Origin of the sequence: Erwinia persicina (assembly GCF_014838825.1) — a bacterium.
Lineage (GTDB): Bacteria > Pseudomonadota > Gammaproteobacteria > Enterobacterales > Enterobacteriaceae > Erwinia > Erwinia persicina_A.
In genome coordinates this window covers 255,682-273,989 of sequence record NZ_JACYMO010000006.1, presented here as the reverse complement: position 1 = coordinate 273,989, position 18,308 = coordinate 255,682, and the positions used below count along the sequence as shown (strand labels likewise).

Here is an 18,308-nt window from a genome sequence, read left to right as displayed (position 1 = left end):
TAATCGCCGCGAAAAACAGCGATATTCAACGGATTGATTCCGCGCGCGGGCGGGTAATCTGACGGTATTATTGTTGACTGCCGTACCGGAGCATTCCATGCCAGATAAAGACGCCGTTGTTGAACGCCTCTCCCTAGAGGTTCTTGCACTGAGAAACATTGTGCAGATGCTGATCGCTTACGGCAATGTGCCAACGGGCGGCAAACTGAATAAGTACCTGGAAAAAATTGCGGAAGAGGTGGAACACCGCGACGGACGCGAAGCGAATAAAGCCATTGCGGATGTGATCCGCGGTTATATTCGCTAGATCATAACGAGGCCACCCGGTGCGATCGCCGGGTGACGTCGGCAGTGAAACGACGTTGAAGGGCGGGATAGCTTCCGCCAGCGGCGACGCATCGCCATGCGTGGCGTCGGTATTTTGCACCGTCTGATGCCCCCTCGGCGAGACGGCCAGCGTCAGTTTAGCCATCGCCCTGCACTGCTCTCTCCTCCACCTTCAGCTGGTTTTTAACCCCGTCCTACCGCAGACATCCGCCGCCTTACGCCACCTCATGGGTATCCAAAACGGCAAACTCGCTTAATAAATTGATATATATCAATAAATAAACTCACGCCCTACGATCCTCTTTGCGTCTGCCAGCGGCCATTCATGTCGTCCCAGAGGCATTTCATTCCCTGGTCAGGGCAGTTCATGCCCTTTTTCCCCGCAGTAATGAAGCCCGGCTCTACTATTGGCTTAATTCAAGATCCTTAGTATTTCCACCAGGAGATTTCCATGAACGCATCAACCGCAGGTCACCGCGTTAACCGCACCCGCTGGTTAACCCTGATCGGTACAATCATTACGCAGTTTGCGCTGGGTTCGGTCTACACCTGGAGCCTGTTTAACGGGCAGCTGTCTGACAAGCTGGATACCAGCATCAGCCAGGTCGCTTTTTCATTCGGACTGCTGAGTCTTGGGCTGGCGGTTGCTTCATCCGTAGCCGGAAAACTGCAGGAACGTTTTGGCGTGCGTAACGTCACCATCGCCGCCGGGCTGCTGATGGCTGTGGGCCTGATGATGACTTCCCAGGCGGATAACCTGTTTATGCTTTATCTGAGCGCTGGCGTGCTGGTCGGGCTGGCTGACGGGGCGGGTTATCTGATGACCTTATCGAACTGTGTAAAATGGTTCCCGGAGCGTAAAGGCATGATTTCCGCCTGTGCGATCGGTGCCTACGGCTTGGGCAGCCTGGGTTTTAAATTCATCTGTAGCTATCTGTTAAGCGTCTACAGCCTGGAAACTACCTTTATGATCTGGGGGGGGCTGGCGATGAGCATGATAGTCGTCGGTGCGCTGCTGATGAAAGATGCCCCGGCGCAGCAGGGAAGCAGTAGCAAAACCAGCCAGAAGAGCCGCGATTACTCGCTGGCAGAATCTATGCGTCTGCCGCAGTACTGGATGCTGGCACTGATGTTCCTGACGGCGTGTATGAGCGGTCTCTACGTGATTGGCGTGGCAAAAGACATCGGTGAGAATATGGTTCACCTGAGCGCACAGACCGCAGCCAATGCGGTGACCATCATTGCGATTGCCAACCTGAGCGGCCGTCTGATTCTGGGCGTACTGTCTGACAAAGTCGCCCGTATCCGGGTGATCACCCTGGCGCAGATTGTCTCCCTGGCCGGGATGAGCATTCTGCTGTTCAGCCATATGAATGAAGGCAGCTTCTTTATTGCCATCGCCTGCGTCGCCTTCAGCTTCGGCGGCACCATCACCGTTTATCCGTCACTGGTCAGTGACTTCTTTGGCCTCAACAACCTGACGAAAAACTACGGGGTCATTTATCTTGGCTTCGGTATCGGTAGCGTGATGGGGTCGCTTATCGCTTCCCTGTTCGGCGGCTTTACCGTGACCTTTAGCCTGATTATGGCCCTGCTGGTTATCTCTCTGCTGATGTCAGCCACCATCCGCATGCCGCACCGGGCTGCTGAAGTGAAAAAAGCGTTACAGCACGCCTGACAGACAGCATCACACCGCATGCCCGCAGGCGACTCTCCCTGCGGGCTTTAACGTCAATATCGGCCCACGCTCAGTTCCTGTACGAAATAACGCCCGCTTGACCGGCAGGCTATTCCCTGATGTTGAAAGCTGCGCTATTTTCCCCCACTTCTGCTTTAAGATGATTCTCATCAATATCGTGATTTTTTCATCATTATCTTATTTAATATACTTGAGCAGAGTCAGAGCATTAGCATATAGAATTATTTTGAAATATTTCCTCTGATAACTCTACATTCGCGGCATTATTCCTCCACTTTTCTTGCGTAAAGTTGTAGTCATAGAAAAGGGCGGGAGATAAACATGAAAACAATAATGAAAGCGACCTCTGTCATGGCACTGATTGTGATGCTGAGCGGTTGTATTATTGCGCCTCGCCATCATCACGACGGTGACGGCGGTTATCACGGCGGTGGCGGCGGATATCACGGCGGCTATCATCATGGCGGCGGGCCACGGCGCGGCTGGTGACGAATTCGGTGAATATTCACCGATAGGCCCGGAACCCTGTCGTCGGATTGACGCCGCTTAAGCGACGTCAACACGCAGCAGGGTTCGGGGCTGGGCGGGCAAAGCCTGCACACAGCAATATAAAAAGAACCATGAAGTAGCAAAAAGTTGGGCGGGGATTTCCCCGCCCTTATTTTTATTTAACTTTTAATACTGTAATTACACTGATACCAGGCTTTCATCAGGCCAGGTACATGGCTTTCCTGTGGGCTTAACGCCTCCACTTTATCAAAGCCACGCTCAGTACAATATCGTTCAACATCTTTCTCCATTGCCGTTTTATCGACGTTAACCGGATTAAAACGATATTGAACGGTATTCACTGCCGGATCTTCATCCACCTTCTCAAAGGCCCCGGGTTTGCCGGAAGTACAGCCAGCCAGCAGTAAAATCGCCAATACGGCGGATAGTTTCTTCTTCATTATGACTCCCCTCTTCGAGTGCCGCATCATAGCAATCTCCCTCCCTGCGGCTATCAGACTCAGGCGCATTTGCACAATTTTACTTAGCTTATGCAATGTTTTGCCGATTGAATCGATTCAGGAGAGTGAATGGCCTTCAGGCGATATCAGTGCGAATATGGCCCCAGACATTAGAAGATGTCTGCGCAACACCAGGTATTTATTTACTATAATTAGAAAGTTTTTATGCCCGCGGCGAGCGGGCTTTTTTTTGGCATCAATTACCTGTTCCGCTAATAATTATACGTAAAACATTGGCTGAATCTTTACCCGGAAGTGCCAGAACCGACTGATAAAGATCTATCGTCATATCGCAGAGTTTACCTTCATCCACCCCGGGTTCAGCCGGTGTATTCAGCGTTTGCAGATCACTGCCCCAGCGACCATACAGGCCGCGTACCACGCCCTGAAGCTGCACACGTCCCTGTTTTAAATCCACAGATTGTTCTGCCCCCCGGCTGTGCTGCAGCAGGACATCCATCGACTGCAGCTCCCGGTCGGTAACGGCTTTTGGCAACAGCTGACTGACGTTAACGCCCCCTTTAACCTGGGGAAACAGAAAGCGGAAACACTGTCCGGCACCGTGCTGGCGGATCTGTTTCATCTGCTCAAGGGAGGCCTGCATGTAGTCGATCAGGTCCTCATCGCGGGCCGCATTAATACGCTGATTCAGCAGGTCAGCCACCAGAGGACGCAGGCTGTCGATCGCCTGCTGCGTCGGCATTCCGTCACGGAGATGGGTCATCAATTGATCATAGGCCTGCTGGTAGAGCGCAGGCTGCTGTACTTTCACCGTGCGCCAGACCGGCAGCGTGGCGAGGCGGGCCGCTGAGGCATCAATGGCGGCCTGTTTCTGCTGTGCCGGGTTCACCCAGCCGAAGTAGTAAACATTGCCCGCCAGCAGCGGAAGTACAAACAGCAGTATTGCCGCAGCAGGCCTGAGTTTTTTACGCTGTCGCAGGCCACCAATAATAACCAGCCAGACCAGAGCGGAGAACAGCGAGGCAAGAATAGCGTGAGAAGTCAAAGCAGGATCCTGAAGTTATCAGGCCAGCTAGCCGGCCTGTAAAAACACCTTAGTCAGCGCGCACGTCCACCAATACCGGACAGCTGGCACGTTCGATAACCGCTGCACTGCATGAACCTTTCAGCAGACGGTTGAAGGAGGAGAGATGGCGACGTCCGATGATGATCATCGCCGCCTGAAGGCGGTTCGATTCGGCCACGATGGTTTCAGCCGATTCCCCGGCGACCACCCTGCCCCGCGCCACCACGCCCGCACGGTGCAGTTCCGCCAGCGCCTGGCGCACCACCGCTTCGGCGGTATTTTGCTCGTCCAGCGCCAGGCCAAAATCACCGGGATCTTCACCCGCCTCTATATCAAACGGGCCGGAGTCCGCATAGCTGGCATCCACGCAGCACACCACCACCACCTCAGCCTGTAAGGCCAGCGCCTGTTCGGTCGCCAGCGAAACAACTTTGCGGGCAATGACCGAATTATCTACTGCAACTAAAAGCGTTTTCATAGCCTTCTCCTGTCAGTCGCGTAATGCGGCTTTTCCAATTTCATCGATCAGTGCCTCCTTACACCGCAGGATCGCCTGCCGGTTGCGCGCCTCATGCCGCTGAAAGCGGGCGCCAGGGATTAACAGACTGATGGAAAAACGCCCCAGAATGGTGTCGATCGCCACCGCCATGGTGGAGATGCCCTCCAGGGTTTCTCCCCGATCATAGGCCAGACCGGTACGGCGAATTTCAGTCAGATGCGCCAGCAGCGCAGGGAAGTCGCGCACGGTCAGTTCTGTGATGGCCTGAAAAGCCTCCCCGACCCGCTCTCTGGCCGTCTCGTCGCTGTCCAGCGCCAGCAGCGCACGGCCGCCGGACGTGCTGTAAAGCGGCAGGTTCATGCCGATGCGCGGCACCACCCGCAGCTCCCTGTCGGCCACCACATAGTGAATAATGGCCAGCTGCAGACCGCTGGCCCGCGCCAGAGAGACGGTTTCCCCCGTCTGGTCGCACAGCGCCTGAAGCCAGGGCTGGGCGATCGCCACCACATCAGTATGAACATTGGCGATAAGTCGCAGCAGAGCTGGCCCGAGGCGCACGCCTGCCGCCGTACCGTGGCTGCGTACCAGCTGGACCGAGTCAAGCGCAGCGACAATACGCTGTACGGTGGAACGCGGCAGATCGACCGCCTGGGCAATTTCGCCCAGGCTCATCCCGTCCGGTTTTGCCCCTAACGCGTCAAGAATTTTCGCCGCGCGGGTGATCACCTGAATGCCGCCGGAACGCTCGTCATCGCGGCAGCCTGAAGACTCAAACATAGGGATCCTTTTCCTTGTTACCGGCCTTTACTGTAGCACTGAATGTCTCACTGGATACAGTGTACCGCATTGCAATACACGGCATCACCCTGTAATATTCCGCACAATGTATCACGATGCAATACAGTGCATCGATAATAAAAATAGTGTTGGAGTCCCTGCAATGAATGGCCAGCCTGCGGCAATGCCGCCTCCGCACCCTTTCACCCTGCGCCTGGCGCTGGGCCTGGTGGGTGTGTTGATCGCCGCACTCAGCTCCGGCCTTAACGATCGGGTGACAGATCTCGCTCTGGCCGACATCCGTGCCGCACTGGGCATAGATTTTGACACCGGGAGCTGGATCACCTCCGCCTATCAGGCAGCGGAAGTCGCTGCCATGATGATAGCTCCCTGGTTTGCCGTCACCTTCTCCCTGCGACGTTTTACGCTGGCTGCCACGCTGGGTTTCTGCCTGATGGCGGTCGTCCAGCCACTGGTTTCAGATGCGTCAGGCTTTATCGCCCTCCGGGTGATCCAGGGGATTTTTGGCGGTGCCCTCCCGCCAATGCTGATGACGGTCGCTCTGCGCTTCCTGCCGCCCGGCATTAAACTTTACGGGCTGGCTGCGTATGCCATGACCGCGACCTTTGGCCCGAATATGGCCGCCTCCCTGGCCGCATTCTGGACCGACTCCGTTGGCTGGCAGTTTACCTTCTGGCAGGTTATCCCCCCCTGCCTGATCGCCGCCCTGCTGATTGGCTGGGGGCTGCCGCAGGATCCGGTCCGGCTGGAGCGGTTTCGCCAGATTGACGGGCTGGGGATGCTTACCGGCTGTAGCGGTATCGCCCTGCTGATACTGGCGCTGACCCAGGGAGAACGGCTTGACTGGTTCCAGTCACCGCTGATTAGCGGCATGTTACTGAGCGCGGCTGCGCTGCTGCTGGTGTTTCTGATCAACGAATGGTATCACCCGCTGCCGCTGTTCCGGCTGCAAATGCTGCAGCGAAAAAATCTGACCCACGGTCTGCTGGTGCTGGCAGGGGTACTGATGGTAGGGCTGTCGGGTTCGGCCCTGCCTTCAGCTTATTTTGCTCAGATTGACGGCTTTCGCACCGCGCAGTTTGCTCCGCTGGCGCTGACGATTGGCCTGCCGCAGCTGCTGATTGCGCCGCTGCTTGCTGCGCTGCTTAACCTGCGCTGGATAGACTGCCGCTGGATGCTGACGGCGGGAGCCGGGTTGATGATCCTCTCCTGCATGATGGGAATGCAGATCACCGGCGAGTGGGCGCGACAAAATTTCTGGGTCATTCAGGTTTTACAGGCGTTTGGCCAGCCAATGATGATCCTGCCGGTACTGATGAGCGCCACCAGCGTGGTGATGCCGCCCGAGGGGCCCTTTGCCTCGGCGATGTTCAATACCGTGCGCGGTTTTTCCAGCGTGGCCGCCGGCGTGCTGGTAGAGAATTTCCTCACCCACCGCGAGAAGTTCCACTCGCATACGCTGGTCGATCAGCTGGGTAACCGGCCGTGGCTGATGACCGCCGCGCAGAGCGACAGCGCCAGCGGCCTGATGCCGCTGCTGCCCGACGGGACGGTCAGTTCCGTTGAGAACCTCAGCCATTTCAGCACGCTGCTCAGACATCAGGCGGTGATCCTCAGCATCAGTGACGCCTACCTGCTGATTACGGGGTTTGCGCTGGTTCTCATTCTGCTGACCGCCTGGCTGCCGAAACGCGTGTGGCCGCCGCAAACCTTACTCACTCCCGTTCCGCCAACATCGAGATCACAATCATGAGCTTCACACCTGCTAAACGCACCGCTTTGCTGGCGGCCCTGTTGCTGATACTGCTGGCCATTGCTTTTTTTATCTGGTCGGCCATTAACCGTCATCAGCTGCGCACCGACGATGCGGTGGTCACCGCCGACTACACGCTGGTCGCGCCCAAAATTTCCGGTTATATCCGCACGGTTAACGTCTCTGATAACCAGCAGGTCACTGCCGGAGAGGTGCTGGCCACCCTCGACGATCGGGACTACCGCGTTGCGCTGGAAACGGCCAAAGCGAATCTGCAGGTGAGCGAGGCGAAACAGGCCAGCATTGAGGCCCAGCTTGAGCAGCAGAAAGCGACCATCGCTCAGGCTGATGCCGCGGTCAGCGCCAGCCAGGCCACGCTCAACTACGCCGCACACAATGCGGACCGTTACCGCCGCCTGTTGAAAAGCGGTACGGCGACCGCCGATGAGCAGCAAAAATCCAGCGCCACCATGTTGAGCGCTGCCGCCCAGGTGAAGCAGAGCGAGGCCGCAGCGCTGGCCGCGCATAAAGCGGTGGCGGTACTGCAGGCCAGCCTGAAACAGGCGCAGGCAGACAGCAGTGCCATGCAGGCCAGCGTCGATCAGGCGCTGCTCAATCTTTCCTACACCCGCATCACCGCCCCAATTTCCGGTAGCGTTGGCCAGCGCGCGGTGCGACAGGGTGCGTGGGTAGCGGCGGGTACCCGTCTGCTGGCCGTAGTACCGCTGAAACAGAGCTATGTGGTGGCCAACTTCCTTGAAACGCAGCTGGCCAACGTGACTGCCGGACAGCCGGTTTCTTTGACGGTTGATGCGCTTCCCGGCGTGACGCTACGCGGTCACGTTGACAGTATTGCCCCGGCAACGGGATCCACCTTTGCCGCCATTACCGCCGACAACGCCACCGGCAACTACACCAAAGTGGTGCAGCGCCTGCCGGTGAAAATCGTACTGGAACCGGGCCAGGCAGATCGGGAACGGCTGCGCGTGGGCATGTCCGTCGTCCCGGAACTGGAAAGGTATTAATGTGAACAAGGTCGCATAATAATGACCTTTATTTTGCAGGGCAATACAGGTAAATTAGCCTCGGATCCGGCCCATATCGGGCGCTCAGAGGACTTGTTTGTGAAATATGCTTTGATGGGAATCTCTTTTATCCTGTTGATCTGGGTTGGCACTTTCTATCTGATGCTGTAAGGATAAAAGTGACGGGGTCAGGCTGCCCTGACCCTCACTGTTTTTAAATGTCGTCGTCGCTACTTTTGGTGGCCCCCGCCAGAATACCCTCTGCACGGAACATCGCTTTTATGCCTCTGACCGCCTGACGGATACGATCGCTGTTTTCTATCAGCGCAAAACGCACGTGCGTATCACCATAGTCACCAAAGCCAATACCCGGCGAGACACAGACCTTCGCCTCCTGCAGCAGCAGTTTGGCAAACTCCAGCGACCCGAGGTGCGCATAGTGGTCGGGAATTTTTGCCCAGACATACATCGAGGCTTTCGGGTTATCCACCATCCAGCCCGCCTCGTGAAGGCCTTTTACCAGCACGTCACGACGGCGTTTATACTGTTCGGCAATATCCCGTACGCACTGCTGATCCCCTTCCAGGGCGGCAATGGCCGCCACCTGCAGCGGCGTAAAGGTGCCGTAATCATGGTAGCTTTTGATACGCGCCAGCGCCGAGACCAGCTCCTTGTTACCCACCATGAAGCCGATGCGCCAGCCCGCCATATTGTAACTTTTTGACAGCGTGAAGAACTCTACCGCCACGTCACGTGCGCCCGGCACTTCCATAATCGACGGGGCCTTCCAGCCATCGTAGACAATGTCGGCATAGGCCAGGTCGTGGATCACCAGCACGTTGTACTGTTTCGCCAGCGCAATCACCCGCTCAAAAAAGTCCAGCTCCACGCACTGCGCGGTCGGGTTCGACGGGAAGCCGAGGATCATCATTTTCGGCTTAGGGTAGCTCTCACGGATGGCGCGTTCCAGTTCGTTAAAGAAGTCGACACCGGCCACCAGCGGCACGGAACGCACCTGCGCGCCGGCAATCACCGCACCGTAGATATGAATGGGGTAGCTGGGGTTGGGCACCAGTACGGTGTCGCCATGATCGAGCGTTGCCAGCATCAAATGGGCCAGTCCCTCTTTCGACCCGATGGTGACAATCGCTTCTGATTCCGGGTCAATATCCACCTGGTAGCGGTCGGCATACCAGCGTGAAATGGCGCGGCGCAGGCGGGGGATCCCGCGCGAGGTGGAGTAACCGTGCGTATCTTCACGCCGGGCCACGGTACAGAGTTTTTCAACGATATGCGGCGGCGTCGGGCCGTCGGGGTTTCCCATACTGAAGTCGATAATATCTTCACCGCGACGGCGGGCGGCCATCTTCAGTTCGGAAGTGATGTTAAATACATACGGGGGAAGACGTTCAATACGGGAAAAACGGCGTGGGGAACTGTTGTCAGCCATAGCATAGCATCCTTTGATTCACGTAAGCGCCCGGACCATCCGAGCGACGCTGACCACTCTGGTGGTCGTTGAATCAACATATCTTACAATTCTGTAACCTGTCGAGAGGCAGGATAAAATTTTTTATCCGGCGGGATTAAGGCGGCCAAACAGCCAGTCATTCACCCACTGGCCGTGTAACAGGTAATTATCCCGCAGCGTCCCTTCCAGCAAAAAGCCGTTTTTTTCCAGCACCCGTCGCGAGGCATGATTACCCTCCACGACCTGAGCTTTGAGTTTATGGAACTCACACTCGTCGAATAAAAAATCACACAGCGCACCCAACGCCTCGCTGCCATAGCCCTGACCGAAACAGTCGCTGAACAGCGAATACCCTACCTCAGCCTGCCGGTGCGGGGCCCACTCGGGATTGGCACCCATCAGCCCGACCACGCGCCCACTCTCTTTCAGCCGCACCACCAGGCACAGCATGTGAAAGCTGGTGACCTGCCAGGGGGCCAGACGGTCCTGAAAACGCTGACGAATATCGGCCAGCTGCGGCACCGCGCTGATAAATTTCATGCAGGTTTCATCGCTGTGGATCTTGAGGAAAAGCTGCCAGTCTTCAGGCTGTAATCGGGTCAGAATCAGTCGCTCAGTCGTGAGTTGCATACATCGTCTCGCTAAAAGGGGAAAAACCACAAAAAACACATCTCTTTTCTCTGCCGCTTTTTCGCCGTGTAATGATCCGCAGCTTCACACCATGATAATGAATTTGTCACAGGAGAACGACATGACTGACCTCAAAATTGACAATATTCCGGATGCTATTCGCCGCGTTAAAATGCAGCTCCGCCAAGAGCTTCCGCACTATCGCCAGGTTTTTGCCGAACTGGACAAGGAGATGCGCCGCCAGATCGATGCGCTCCACGCGGAGCAGCAGCGCGGGGAGCATCCGGTACCGCAGCTGGATGCCGACGATATTATTCACCACCGCATCACCGAGAGCCAAAAAAACCAGATCCGCCAGCGCGGCTGCTGCACGGTTCGCGGGGTTTTCTCCGTACCGCAGGCCCGCGCATGGAATGAACAGATGAGCCACTATCTTGACGATAATCAGTTCGTTGAGAAACTCAAGAATGCCGCCGAAGATAACTATTTCGGTGACCTGAAGGAGGGAAAACCGCAGATCTACGGCGTTTACTGGTCACAGCCCCAGGTTCAGGCGCGGCAGGATGCGCGCATGCAGGCGGTTCAGGTCTTTCTGAATTCGCTCTGGCAGACCGAAAGCCAGGGCAGACAACACTTTGACCCCACCCGCATCGTCAGCTATGCCGACCGCATTCGCCGCCGCCCGCCACATTCCGGTTCGCTGGGCCTGTCGCCGCACGTAGACGGCGGATCGCTGGAACGCTGGCTGGATGAAAACTTCCGCCACGTATACCGCCACGTCTTCAGCGGCGACTGGCAGCATTATAATCCGTTCGATGCCGAAGGCCGGACGGAAGTGCGCGAGTTCGCCTCACCCGCCGTCTGCTCAATGTTCCGCACGTTTCAGGGCTGGACCGCCCTGACGCCGCAGCGCCGGCACGGCGGCACCCTGAAACTGCTACCGGTGGCTAACGCCATGGCGTGGATATTACTGCGTGCCCTGCAGGATGACGTAGCAGAAGATGACCTGTGCGGCGCGGCTCCGGGCCGGGCGCTGTCGGTCAGTGAAAAATTCCATCCTCTTTTACTTGAAGGTTTTTCCTCTATTCCGGATATGGAGCCTGGCGACACGGTGTTCTGGCACTGCGACGTGGTCCATGCCGTGGAAAATGAGCATCACGGCGAATTTGACAGCAATGTGATGTACATTGCGGCAGCGCCCTGGTGTGAGAAGAACGCCGCCTATCTGCAGCGCCAGTGGCCGGCATTTGTCGACGGTCGTTCACCCCCGGACTTCGCCGCCGATGATTTTGAGGTGGATTTTGCCGGACGCGCCACGGAGGCGGATTTAACCGGAACGGGGAAAAAACAGATGCACGTCTGATCCTGCCAGCGGTTCCGGTCGGTGCGCACTGTTCCCTGCTTTGTGCCGACCGGGTTAGCGTTTAGATCTCCTGACTGACCGCATGGGGAGCGGATTTGTTTGCACCCTGAATTTTTTCGTTTACTGTGGCAGATTACTTTCCCCCTCTGATATCGACTGACAATGGCAAACACGCTATGACGTTTATTCTGCGAGATGCGAAACAATCCGAAGCCGCCCTTCTCAATCAGTTAGGCATCCGTTTATATACGCACCATTTGCAACATTACTGGGATTCAAAAGAAGAAATGAATGAATACCTTCAGCAGGAGTATTCGTTACATACGATTCAGCATAGCCTCAACGATCCCGCCGTCAGTTGGTATATTGTGGAGTCTTCAACCCCGGTTGGCTTCTTAAAAGTCACATGGCGATGTCATATCCCCGGAACCCGTCAGGAGGGAACGCTGCTGAACAAACTTTACCTCTCGCCGGATGAAACGGGGAAAAACTATGGCAGGCAGATCCTTGATGACATCGCTGAAAAAGCGAGAGAGCGCGGCAATGATTATCTCTGGTTAGAAGTTCACGAACATAACAAACGTGCGCGTCAATTCTATGAAAAACAGGGGATGGTGTTCATTCAGGATTTTTTCCATAAAACATCCACATCTGATGTAAAGGTTCATATCCTCGGTAAAAATCTTTGAACGCGGTTGATGCTGATATTGATCAGGTAACGTCGCCTGATGGTCAGCCCAATCGTATTCCCCTGGCTACCCTGTGCCATAAAGGAACTTAATGAAGCAAAGCTGGGATGTGTATGCAGCCTGCTTCCTGTGACATCACTTATTCTTACTAAGCGATTCAGCTGGATCGTAAATTATCAATCGCATTACTGCTAAGCATGAGCACTGATTTAACGCTGACCCTTATTCTATCGATAATGGCCTGCCGGGGGCCAAGCCGCCACTCTTCACTATTATAGAAAGATTCCTGAGAGGATTTCAGATGGGAGAGGCTGTCATAAGCCCTGATCAGATAGTAAGCGTCGTCGTCGTGGGCTGATATACCAAAAGAAATAATATCCATACCCGCTAAACGGTGAAGCGGAGCGCTCTGCTCCGTCATTATCCTGTGGAAGTCTTTCCCGGTGCCGGGTTTTAGGGTATACAGCAAAAACTCGACTGTTCTCATCGTCGCTATCCTGTTGATTTTTTTTAAAATAATAGTGACATTTCGCCCTGGAAACATGAAATCTGTCAGAACTGGCGGAGCGTCCTGATAGACACCCGGTCTTTCTTCGCTATGCTGTTTCCGAGTAGCTCCCGAGTGCCAGTAGGGAGATTGATCACCCTATAGCTGGCGGGAAAACAGATAATCAGGGGACGTTAATGGCCATCCGTTCCCTGAACGGTGAGTTTCAGCATTGCCGGCACGGTCTCTTTCAGTATGGCTACCAGCCTGGGATCCATAAAGAGGTAATCGTCGGGGATATCCAGGATGTGCAGTGGCTTAAAAGCAATGATTCGGCCATATTCTGCCACCAGACGATTTTTATGCTTCTCTTCCATAACGCAGATAATATCGGCCCACTGAAGCAGATCAGCAGACACCTTTTTTTTAGCATTCCGGCTTGTGCCCGCAGAACGCACGGAAAGGGTTGGATGACGGCGGAACACCTGTTCCGCCGTGGGGCTGCGCCATTGATTACGACTGCATATAAAAAGTATATTCATCAGAAACCTGGTACTCTTCCAGACCTCGTGAGGCAAGCTGTTGGTTAGTAATACGTGGATACTCAAGCCCCAGTTGTGCGGCACGCAGCAATTTATCTGACCGCGTATAAAGCATCTTCCAGTTTTTTTCGCCACGAAAAGTTAATAAAGCATTGTGAATATCTCGAGACTTATTGCGTTGCTTTTGCGCCTTGCGCCAGCCTCGGGTACGGATCGTTTGCATAATTTCTCTCTCAAAGAATGATCGGGGTTAGCAGCCGCGATAATACGGAGAGAACAAACTCAGTAATTATAACGTTTTCAGGGACAATAGGCACCCCCGATTATTGGTTGAGAATGTTTAACTTTCTTATGTGATGAGAAGCTTGTCCCTCTTCAGCCTTGCTGCGGCATCCAGTCAGGCACAAATGTTATTCTCATTGATACCTGACATTAACTTCAGCTGTGTGTCAGAAGCGGACGTTATCAGGTAATAACATCGCACCAGTCAGTATTCATCTGACAGACAGTCATACCGCATTCTTATCACCTGGTTTCAGAAGGCTACATGCTTTAAACCCTGCATCCAGAACCGACTGAGTTCTGCTGCGGAAATAGTGGATGCAGGTAGCAGTGGTTCAGGCTGCTCAAAAAAAATTTTTTTAGCGAATTGTCTTCCAACCCACTGCGCTGCTGAGGTTTTGATATGTCTCTGTTGGTAAAAGCCTTGCAGAGCCATTTCCAAATCATCTGTCTCCTTCAGTAAACAAGTCAGGTGCCATGCATCTTCCAGCGCCTGACAGGCTCCCTGCCCGGATGTCGGCAACGAAGCATGAGCCGCATCCCCGATGATTACAACATTGTCTCGATGCCAAAAGGGAAGAGGATCAATGTCATGCACGAAAATGCCCTTAACAGATGCACTATCACATGACAGCAACAAGTTCTGCACAGGATCAGGCCAGTCTCGAAAATGCTGATGCAACTCATTGTACCAATGTGCCCGAGGACGTTCATTGTCCACAGGAGCGTTCCACGCTCCTGCCCAATAGCACAACCTGTCCTTCACCGGGACGATACCAAAACGCTCCCCCTGACCGCGAAAGTCATCAATAGCGTTATTCGATGCACCCTCTCGTTGCCTTCCCACTCCTATGACGTTCACGAAACCATGATAACGAGGCGTTTCTTTGTCCCCGTGCAATGACTGACGAACGACTGAATTCATTCGCCCGTCAGCGCCGACGACTAAATCAAACGCCAGGCTCAACTTCCTGACGTCCGCAGTAGTGACTGAACAATTGAATTTAATCTCCCTGCCCAGGCTCTCTAACCTGGCGGCCAGTAAGTGCATCAGTTCACGCCGTAACACGGTCACACTCGGAAAACCGCAAAGTGAATTCACTGCTAAAATATCGAACTGCGTCTGAAGGTAACCATTCCGATCAAACTGCCGCATCATGAACGGTGTACCACCTACATGCTTGACCTTTTCGTCCAGCCCCATCTTCTGCATGACGAACATGGCATTGGGCCATAAAGTTACGCCAGCTCCCATGTAAGAGACGTTGCTGCCACGCTCAAACAGGCTAACCTGATGGCCCTGTTGGGTCGCGAGTATTGCAAGTGCCATTCCAGCAACGCCGGCACCTACGATGGCAATTTTCTTAGGCCTGGTCATCATTATTTTCCTGTTATGAAATTTAACGAAAATTGTAATGACCACCTGATTAATGATAAATATAGAGTTATAGCTTTGTTAATCTCATTTTTTGGGATAATTAATGATTGAAAAATGTGAATTGCAGTGGCTTATCAGCTTTCAGGTGGTTTATGAAAAGCTGAGTTTTAAGCTCGCGTCAGAGCAGCTTCAGTTGCCATCGTCCAATGTCAGTAGACATGTCGCTTTACTTGAACAGCAACTTCATCTGCGGCTACTGGAGCGTACGACGCGTAAGATAATGCCAACCGCAGCCGGTAGAATGCTGTATCAATCCATTACGCCGCTCACGCACGCTTTGGATCATGCACTGCAAGAAGTCGCACTGTTTGGTGATTCACTATCAGGTCACCTGAAGATCATTACACCAGACCTTCCATTCATGGCAGATATTCTGGCTGACTTCTGCATCAAGCATCCACATATACAGCTCAGTTGTGACACACAATTGGATCCAACAGAGGGCCTACTGGATGGATTCGATCTGATATTACGCTTTGGACGTGGGCCACTGGAAGATTCTTGCTGGGTAGCCAGGGAAATTCTGCGTTGGCCGAGTGGTGTGGTAGCTGCACCAGAACTTCTGGAACGTCACCCCTCACCACAATCGGTGGATGAGCTCACCAAAACCCCCTGCATTACGAGTATGTCGGTACTCCAGGGAATGCCCTGGAGATTTAAACAAAACCAAAGCGTCCAGGTACAATCCAGCTATAAGGTGAACAGTGGACAGATGGCCAAGGCCGCTGCATTAAAAGGACTTGGTTTCGCCATTTTGCCTCTCCATGCCTGTGAATCAGAAATCAATAACGGCTCCCTTGTTAAAATTAACTGTAACCGCGAACCCGAGGATTTGGTGCTGTACGCGCTCTATTCCGGCAGAAAATACCTACAGGTGAAAGTGAAGGCGTTTCTGGAACACCTGCAAGAGGCTATTGCTCAATTAGATATACGCGGTAAGAAAGGAACATGAATGACTCAGCAATCCAGTATCCTGGACGAAGTGAAAAGTAACGCCGCTTCTGACGGATCGGCGAAGCTAACCCGGCAGCCGGGCCGGAATGCTTAGAACTGCTATGTAAGAGCAACTTGCCCCGGCCTTGGCGTGTAGTTAGCTGAAAGGAGTAAATATGGAAATAACGGTAGAACGGTGTCCGCCAGATGAATGGGAATCCATGGTGAAAATTTTTACCGAAATGGAAGAGCACTATTATGGCAAGGGCATCATTCAGGAATCACTGTTAAAGAATTACCTCCGCAATCGACTGTTCAGTCAGCTCTCCGGGACTCTGGTACTCAGGGCTCGCTGCGATGCTCATATCGTTGGGCTGGCGTGCTGCAGTCTTCTCTACCCTTCTCCCCGATACAGTGGTCAGCTGCACATTAAAGAGCTGTATGTCTCTCAGAACAACAGAGGTCAAGGCACAGGGAAATCCATCATGCGCTTTATTGCGAAACTCGCTCTTGAACAGGAGTGTCTTAGCCTCAGTTGGAACGCCGAGAAATCAAACCCCGGAGCAAATCGTTTTTATCAGTCTTTAGGGGGCAGAATAAATGACGGTATTGTGAATTATTATCTCCAGGGTGAACGCCTGAGCAAGCTGGCTTCCGGCAGTTCGGCAGAAACTGGCGGCTCTACCGGTTAGACTCATGCGCTGACGATTCGACTTGCGGTGAAACCTGCAGGGTGTAGATAACCACTCTGTGCCAGAAGCGCACGTTGCTCATCCCCTGAGTCACGCTTAAACAGTTTGCAGTGCAGCTTATTTCTGTTCCTCATGTAAAAAGGGCATTAACTGAAAGATGTCACTTAACTTCCTCATGTATATCTACTTACACACAAAGTCATCAGGAAAAGGAAGAATGAAGATGCTGAGAGGTAAAAGAGCGGTTATTACCGGCGGAGGTGGGGGATTTGGCCAGGCGCTGTGCGTGTGGCTGGCACGAGAGGGCGTCGAGGTGGAATTTTGCGCACGGCGGGCTGAAGATATTCAAAAAACCTGCAACATCATCACTGCTGAAAGCGGCATTGCAAAAGGGTATATCTGTGATTTAACCCGGCCTGAATCCCTTTCTCAGTTTTCTTCACAGCTGTTAGCTTCAGACAAGCCTATAGACATTTTAATCCTGAATGCTGCTCAGTGGTTATCAGGGAGATTAGACGATCAGCCTGATATAGAAATTATTAATACCGTCAATTCAGGCCTGACAGGTTCGATTCTCCTGACTCAGGCTCTACTGCCGGGGTTAAGACGTTCAGAAAATGCTGATATTGTCTCAATTATATCTTCGTGTGGGGTCCCCAACTTTACGGATTCTATTGCGCACCCAGCCTTTTTCGCCAGTAAACACGGGCTTAGCGGGTTTACAACTAAACTGGCACAGCAGTTATCTGAAGAAAATATCCGCGTTACCGGGTTGTACCCTCCGGATTTCGAATTTACAGGGTTAGATACGTCTGTCGATAGTCAATCCAGAATGGGAGAACGTTTAATGAACGGACGATCGGTCTGGGAAACGATTCGTTTTGTGCTGACACAACCGCATAGTTGCCATATAAGCAGCATCTACTTTCAAGGTCCAACTCGCGAAGATCTTAACGCCAGGCGCTAAACTGGGGGACGGTGAGCATTCTGCTCAACGTCCGCTTCTCGCTCACAGCGGACCTGACGAATCCTCTACAGGTCTGCTTCGTGACAAATAAGGCGTTAAAATTATTATGATGCGCTGTATTTTGCATAGCTGGTTAACTTGCCTTCAAGTATGTTCATGAGCAAATCGTGTGGGAAGATTGTTTCTTTAGTCTGTCTGAGCTCATCGACTGCCCACCAATAGTGATCGCGAATGACTTTCTTTTCGTTGCAACTCCAGCCTGAGCTATCAATATCTGATTTATCTGTATAAATAACAAAAAAACGCTCTTCAGCAAGAACTGTCTCCCCACTTGGTAGCATCATTGTGAAGGTTCTGGATGCTACCTGCTGTCCTGCTGCGGCTCTTGTCAGACCGGTTTCTTCAAATAATTCGCGTAAAGCAGCCTGCTCATAGGATTCATTATGTTCGAGTCCTCCACCTGGTGTTGCCCAGTATGTCTTTCCACTCAGAGCATCATCTGTATGGCAGAAACGAAAGAGCAGGACGTGATTTTCAGGCGAAAGAACGATCAATCGAGATGATGGACGAGTGCGCACAAAGCCCCCCTTAAGTAAGGTTAAACCCTAATTATTGAATTTATGTAAACATAAGCGGCATTGTTACTCCCCTGATTTAAAAATGATTTCTCTCAGCT

The 18,308-nt window shown here is 53.3% G+C and carries 22 protein-coding genes; 11 read left to right on the top strand and 11 right to left on the bottom strand.

The features are described from left to right. The first annotated feature begins 97 nt into the window (after positions 1 to 97). The 3 genes from IFU29_RS16190 to IFU29_RS16180 all read left to right on the top strand — a co-directional run bounded on the left by IFU29_RS16190 (position 98) and on the right by IFU29_RS16180 (position 2,515). Positions 98 to 307 carry a hypothetical protein gene (locus tag IFU29_RS16190; RefSeq protein ID WP_062743051.1) on the top strand — a complete coding sequence of 70 codons (210 nt, stop codon included), beginning with the start codon at positions 98 to 100 and terminating at the stop codon, positions 305 to 307. A gap of 471 nt (positions 308 to 778) precedes the next feature. Further along, positions 779 to 2,005, top strand: coding sequence for an L-lactate MFS transporter (locus IFU29_RS16185; RefSeq protein ID WP_191934816.1), 1,227 nt, complete (start codon positions 779 to 781; stop codon positions 2,003 to 2,005). 342 nt (positions 2,006 to 2,347) lie between these two features. Further along, a complete protein-coding gene (locus tag IFU29_RS16180; RefSeq protein WP_191934815.1) occupies positions 2,348 to 2,515 on the top strand; it encodes a hypothetical protein in 168 nt (55 codons plus the stop codon). Positions 2,516 to 2,694: 179 nt separating this feature from the next. On the opposite strand, the gene IFU29_RS16175 is transcribed toward IFU29_RS16180, so the two are convergent. The 4 genes from IFU29_RS16175 to IFU29_RS16160 form a co-directional block, all read right to left on the bottom strand. Next, positions 2,695 to 2,976: a hypothetical protein gene (locus IFU29_RS16175; protein ID WP_191934814.1), complete on the bottom strand. Its 282-nt coding sequence runs from the start codon at positions 2,974 to 2,976 to the stop codon at positions 2,695 to 2,697. Between the two features lie 256 nt (positions 2,977 to 3,232). After that, the gene (locus IFU29_RS16170; protein ID WP_191934813.1) at positions 3,233 to 4,042 is read right to left on the bottom strand and encodes a DUF2909 domain-containing protein; all 810 of its coding nucleotides are present in this window, start codon (positions 4,040 to 4,042) and stop codon (positions 3,233 to 3,235) included. A gap of 49 nt (positions 4,043 to 4,091) precedes the next feature. Next, positions 4,092 to 4,541: a universal stress protein gene (locus IFU29_RS16165; RefSeq protein WP_191934812.1), complete on the bottom strand. Its 450-nt coding sequence runs from the start codon at positions 4,539 to 4,541 to the stop codon at positions 4,092 to 4,094. Positions 4,542 to 4,553: 12 nt separating this feature from the next. Then, positions 4,554 to 5,339, bottom strand: coding sequence for an IclR family transcriptional regulator (locus IFU29_RS16160; protein WP_191934811.1), 786 nt, complete (start codon positions 5,337 to 5,339; stop codon positions 4,554 to 4,556). A gap of 163 nt (positions 5,340 to 5,502) precedes the next feature. Here IFU29_RS16160 and IFU29_RS16155 point away from each other — a divergent pair, with 163 nt between their 5' ends. The 3 genes from IFU29_RS16155 to ypdK all read left to right on the top strand — a co-directional run bounded on the left by IFU29_RS16155 (position 5,503) and on the right by ypdK (position 8,309). Further along, on the top strand, positions 5,503 to 7,113 hold the full coding sequence (locus IFU29_RS16155; RefSeq protein ID WP_191934810.1) for an MFS transporter: 1,611 nt from the start codon (positions 5,503 to 5,505) through the stop codon (positions 7,111 to 7,113). Further along, positions 7,110 to 8,138, top strand: a complete 1,029-nt coding sequence (locus IFU29_RS16150; protein ID WP_191934809.1) for an HlyD family secretion protein — start codon at positions 7,110 to 7,112, stop codon at positions 8,136 to 8,138. The genes IFU29_RS16155 and IFU29_RS16150 overlap by 4 nt, the downstream gene beginning before the upstream one ends. 99 nt (positions 8,139 to 8,237) lie before the next feature. After that, a complete protein-coding gene (ypdK, locus tag IFU29_RS22720; protein WP_156288194.1) occupies positions 8,238 to 8,309 on the top strand; it encodes a membrane protein YpdK in 72 nt (23 codons plus the stop codon). A 43-nt stretch (positions 8,310 to 8,352) separates the two neighbouring features. Here ypdK and alaC read toward each other — a convergent pair whose 3' ends face one another. Next, the gene (alaC, locus tag IFU29_RS16140) at positions 8,353 to 9,588 is read right to left on the bottom strand and encodes an alanine transaminase (RefSeq protein WP_191934808.1); all 1,236 of its coding nucleotides are present in this window, start codon (positions 9,586 to 9,588) and stop codon (positions 8,353 to 8,355) included. Positions 9,589 to 9,711: 123 nt separating this feature from the next. Then, a complete protein-coding gene (locus tag IFU29_RS16135) occupies positions 9,712 to 10,239 on the bottom strand; it encodes a GNAT family N-acetyltransferase (protein WP_191934807.1) in 528 nt (175 codons plus the stop codon). A 121-nt stretch (positions 10,240 to 10,360) separates the two neighbouring features. Here IFU29_RS16135 and IFU29_RS16130 point away from each other — a divergent pair, with 121 nt between their 5' ends. Next, positions 10,361 to 11,602, top strand: a complete 1,242-nt coding sequence (locus IFU29_RS16130) for a DUF1479 domain-containing protein (RefSeq protein ID WP_191934806.1) — start codon at positions 10,361 to 10,363, stop codon at positions 11,600 to 11,602. 176 nt (positions 11,603 to 11,778) lie between these two features. Continuing rightward, entirely contained in the window at positions 11,779 to 12,291 is a 513-nt protein-coding gene (locus IFU29_RS16125; RefSeq protein WP_191934805.1) for a GNAT family N-acetyltransferase, read from the top strand. Between the two features lie 157 nt (positions 12,292 to 12,448). Here the strand turns inward: IFU29_RS16125 and IFU29_RS16120 are convergent, their stop codons facing one another. From IFU29_RS16120 to IFU29_RS16105, 4 genes are all read right to left on the bottom strand, one after another. Further along, positions 12,449 to 12,778, bottom strand: a complete 330-nt coding sequence (locus tag IFU29_RS16120) for an NIPSNAP family protein (RefSeq protein WP_191934804.1) — start codon at positions 12,776 to 12,778, stop codon at positions 12,449 to 12,451. 194 nt (positions 12,779 to 12,972) lie between these two features. Then, positions 12,973 to 13,320 (bottom strand): low molecular weight protein tyrosine phosphatase family protein, encoded by a 348-nt coding sequence (locus tag IFU29_RS16115; RefSeq protein ID WP_191934803.1) that lies wholly within the window; start codon positions 13,318 to 13,320, stop codon positions 12,973 to 12,975. Beyond that, positions 13,292 to 13,543, bottom strand: coding sequence for a hypothetical protein (locus tag IFU29_RS16110; protein WP_118663571.1), 252 nt, complete (start codon positions 13,541 to 13,543; stop codon positions 13,292 to 13,294). Before IFU29_RS16110 ends, IFU29_RS16115 begins: the two co-directional genes overlap by 29 nt. 312 nt (positions 13,544 to 13,855) lie before the next feature. Continuing rightward, positions 13,856 to 14,983 carry an FAD-dependent monooxygenase gene (locus IFU29_RS16105; protein ID WP_244633720.1) on the bottom strand — a complete coding sequence of 376 codons (1,128 nt, stop codon included), beginning with the start codon at positions 14,981 to 14,983 and terminating at the stop codon, positions 13,856 to 13,858. A 100-nt stretch (positions 14,984 to 15,083) separates the two neighbouring features. Between IFU29_RS16105 and IFU29_RS16100 the strand changes: the two genes are divergently transcribed. The 3 genes from IFU29_RS16100 (at position 15,084) to IFU29_RS16090 (ending at position 17,632) form a co-directional block, all read left to right on the top strand. Further along, positions 15,084 to 15,992 carry a LysR family transcriptional regulator gene (locus IFU29_RS16100; protein WP_062743066.1) on the top strand — a complete coding sequence of 303 codons (909 nt, stop codon included), beginning with the start codon at positions 15,084 to 15,086 and terminating at the stop codon, positions 15,990 to 15,992. A 223-nt stretch (positions 15,993 to 16,215) separates the two neighbouring features. Then, complete coding sequence (locus IFU29_RS16095) at positions 16,216 to 16,665, top strand: GNAT family N-acetyltransferase (RefSeq protein ID WP_441004789.1); 450 nt, start codon at positions 16,216 to 16,218, stop codon at positions 16,663 to 16,665. Between the two features lie 223 nt (positions 16,666 to 16,888). Continuing rightward, the gene (locus IFU29_RS16090; RefSeq protein ID WP_191934833.1) at positions 16,889 to 17,632 is read left to right on the top strand and encodes an SDR family oxidoreductase; all 744 of its coding nucleotides are present in this window, start codon (positions 16,889 to 16,891) and stop codon (positions 17,630 to 17,632) included. Between the two features lie 104 nt (positions 17,633 to 17,736). Here IFU29_RS16090 and IFU29_RS16085 read toward each other — a convergent pair whose 3' ends face one another. Beyond that, positions 17,737 to 18,210: an NUDIX domain-containing protein gene (locus tag IFU29_RS16085; protein WP_191934801.1), complete on the bottom strand. Its 474-nt coding sequence runs from the start codon at positions 18,208 to 18,210 to the stop codon at positions 17,737 to 17,739. Between the last annotated feature and the right edge of the window lie 98 nt (positions 18,211 to 18,308).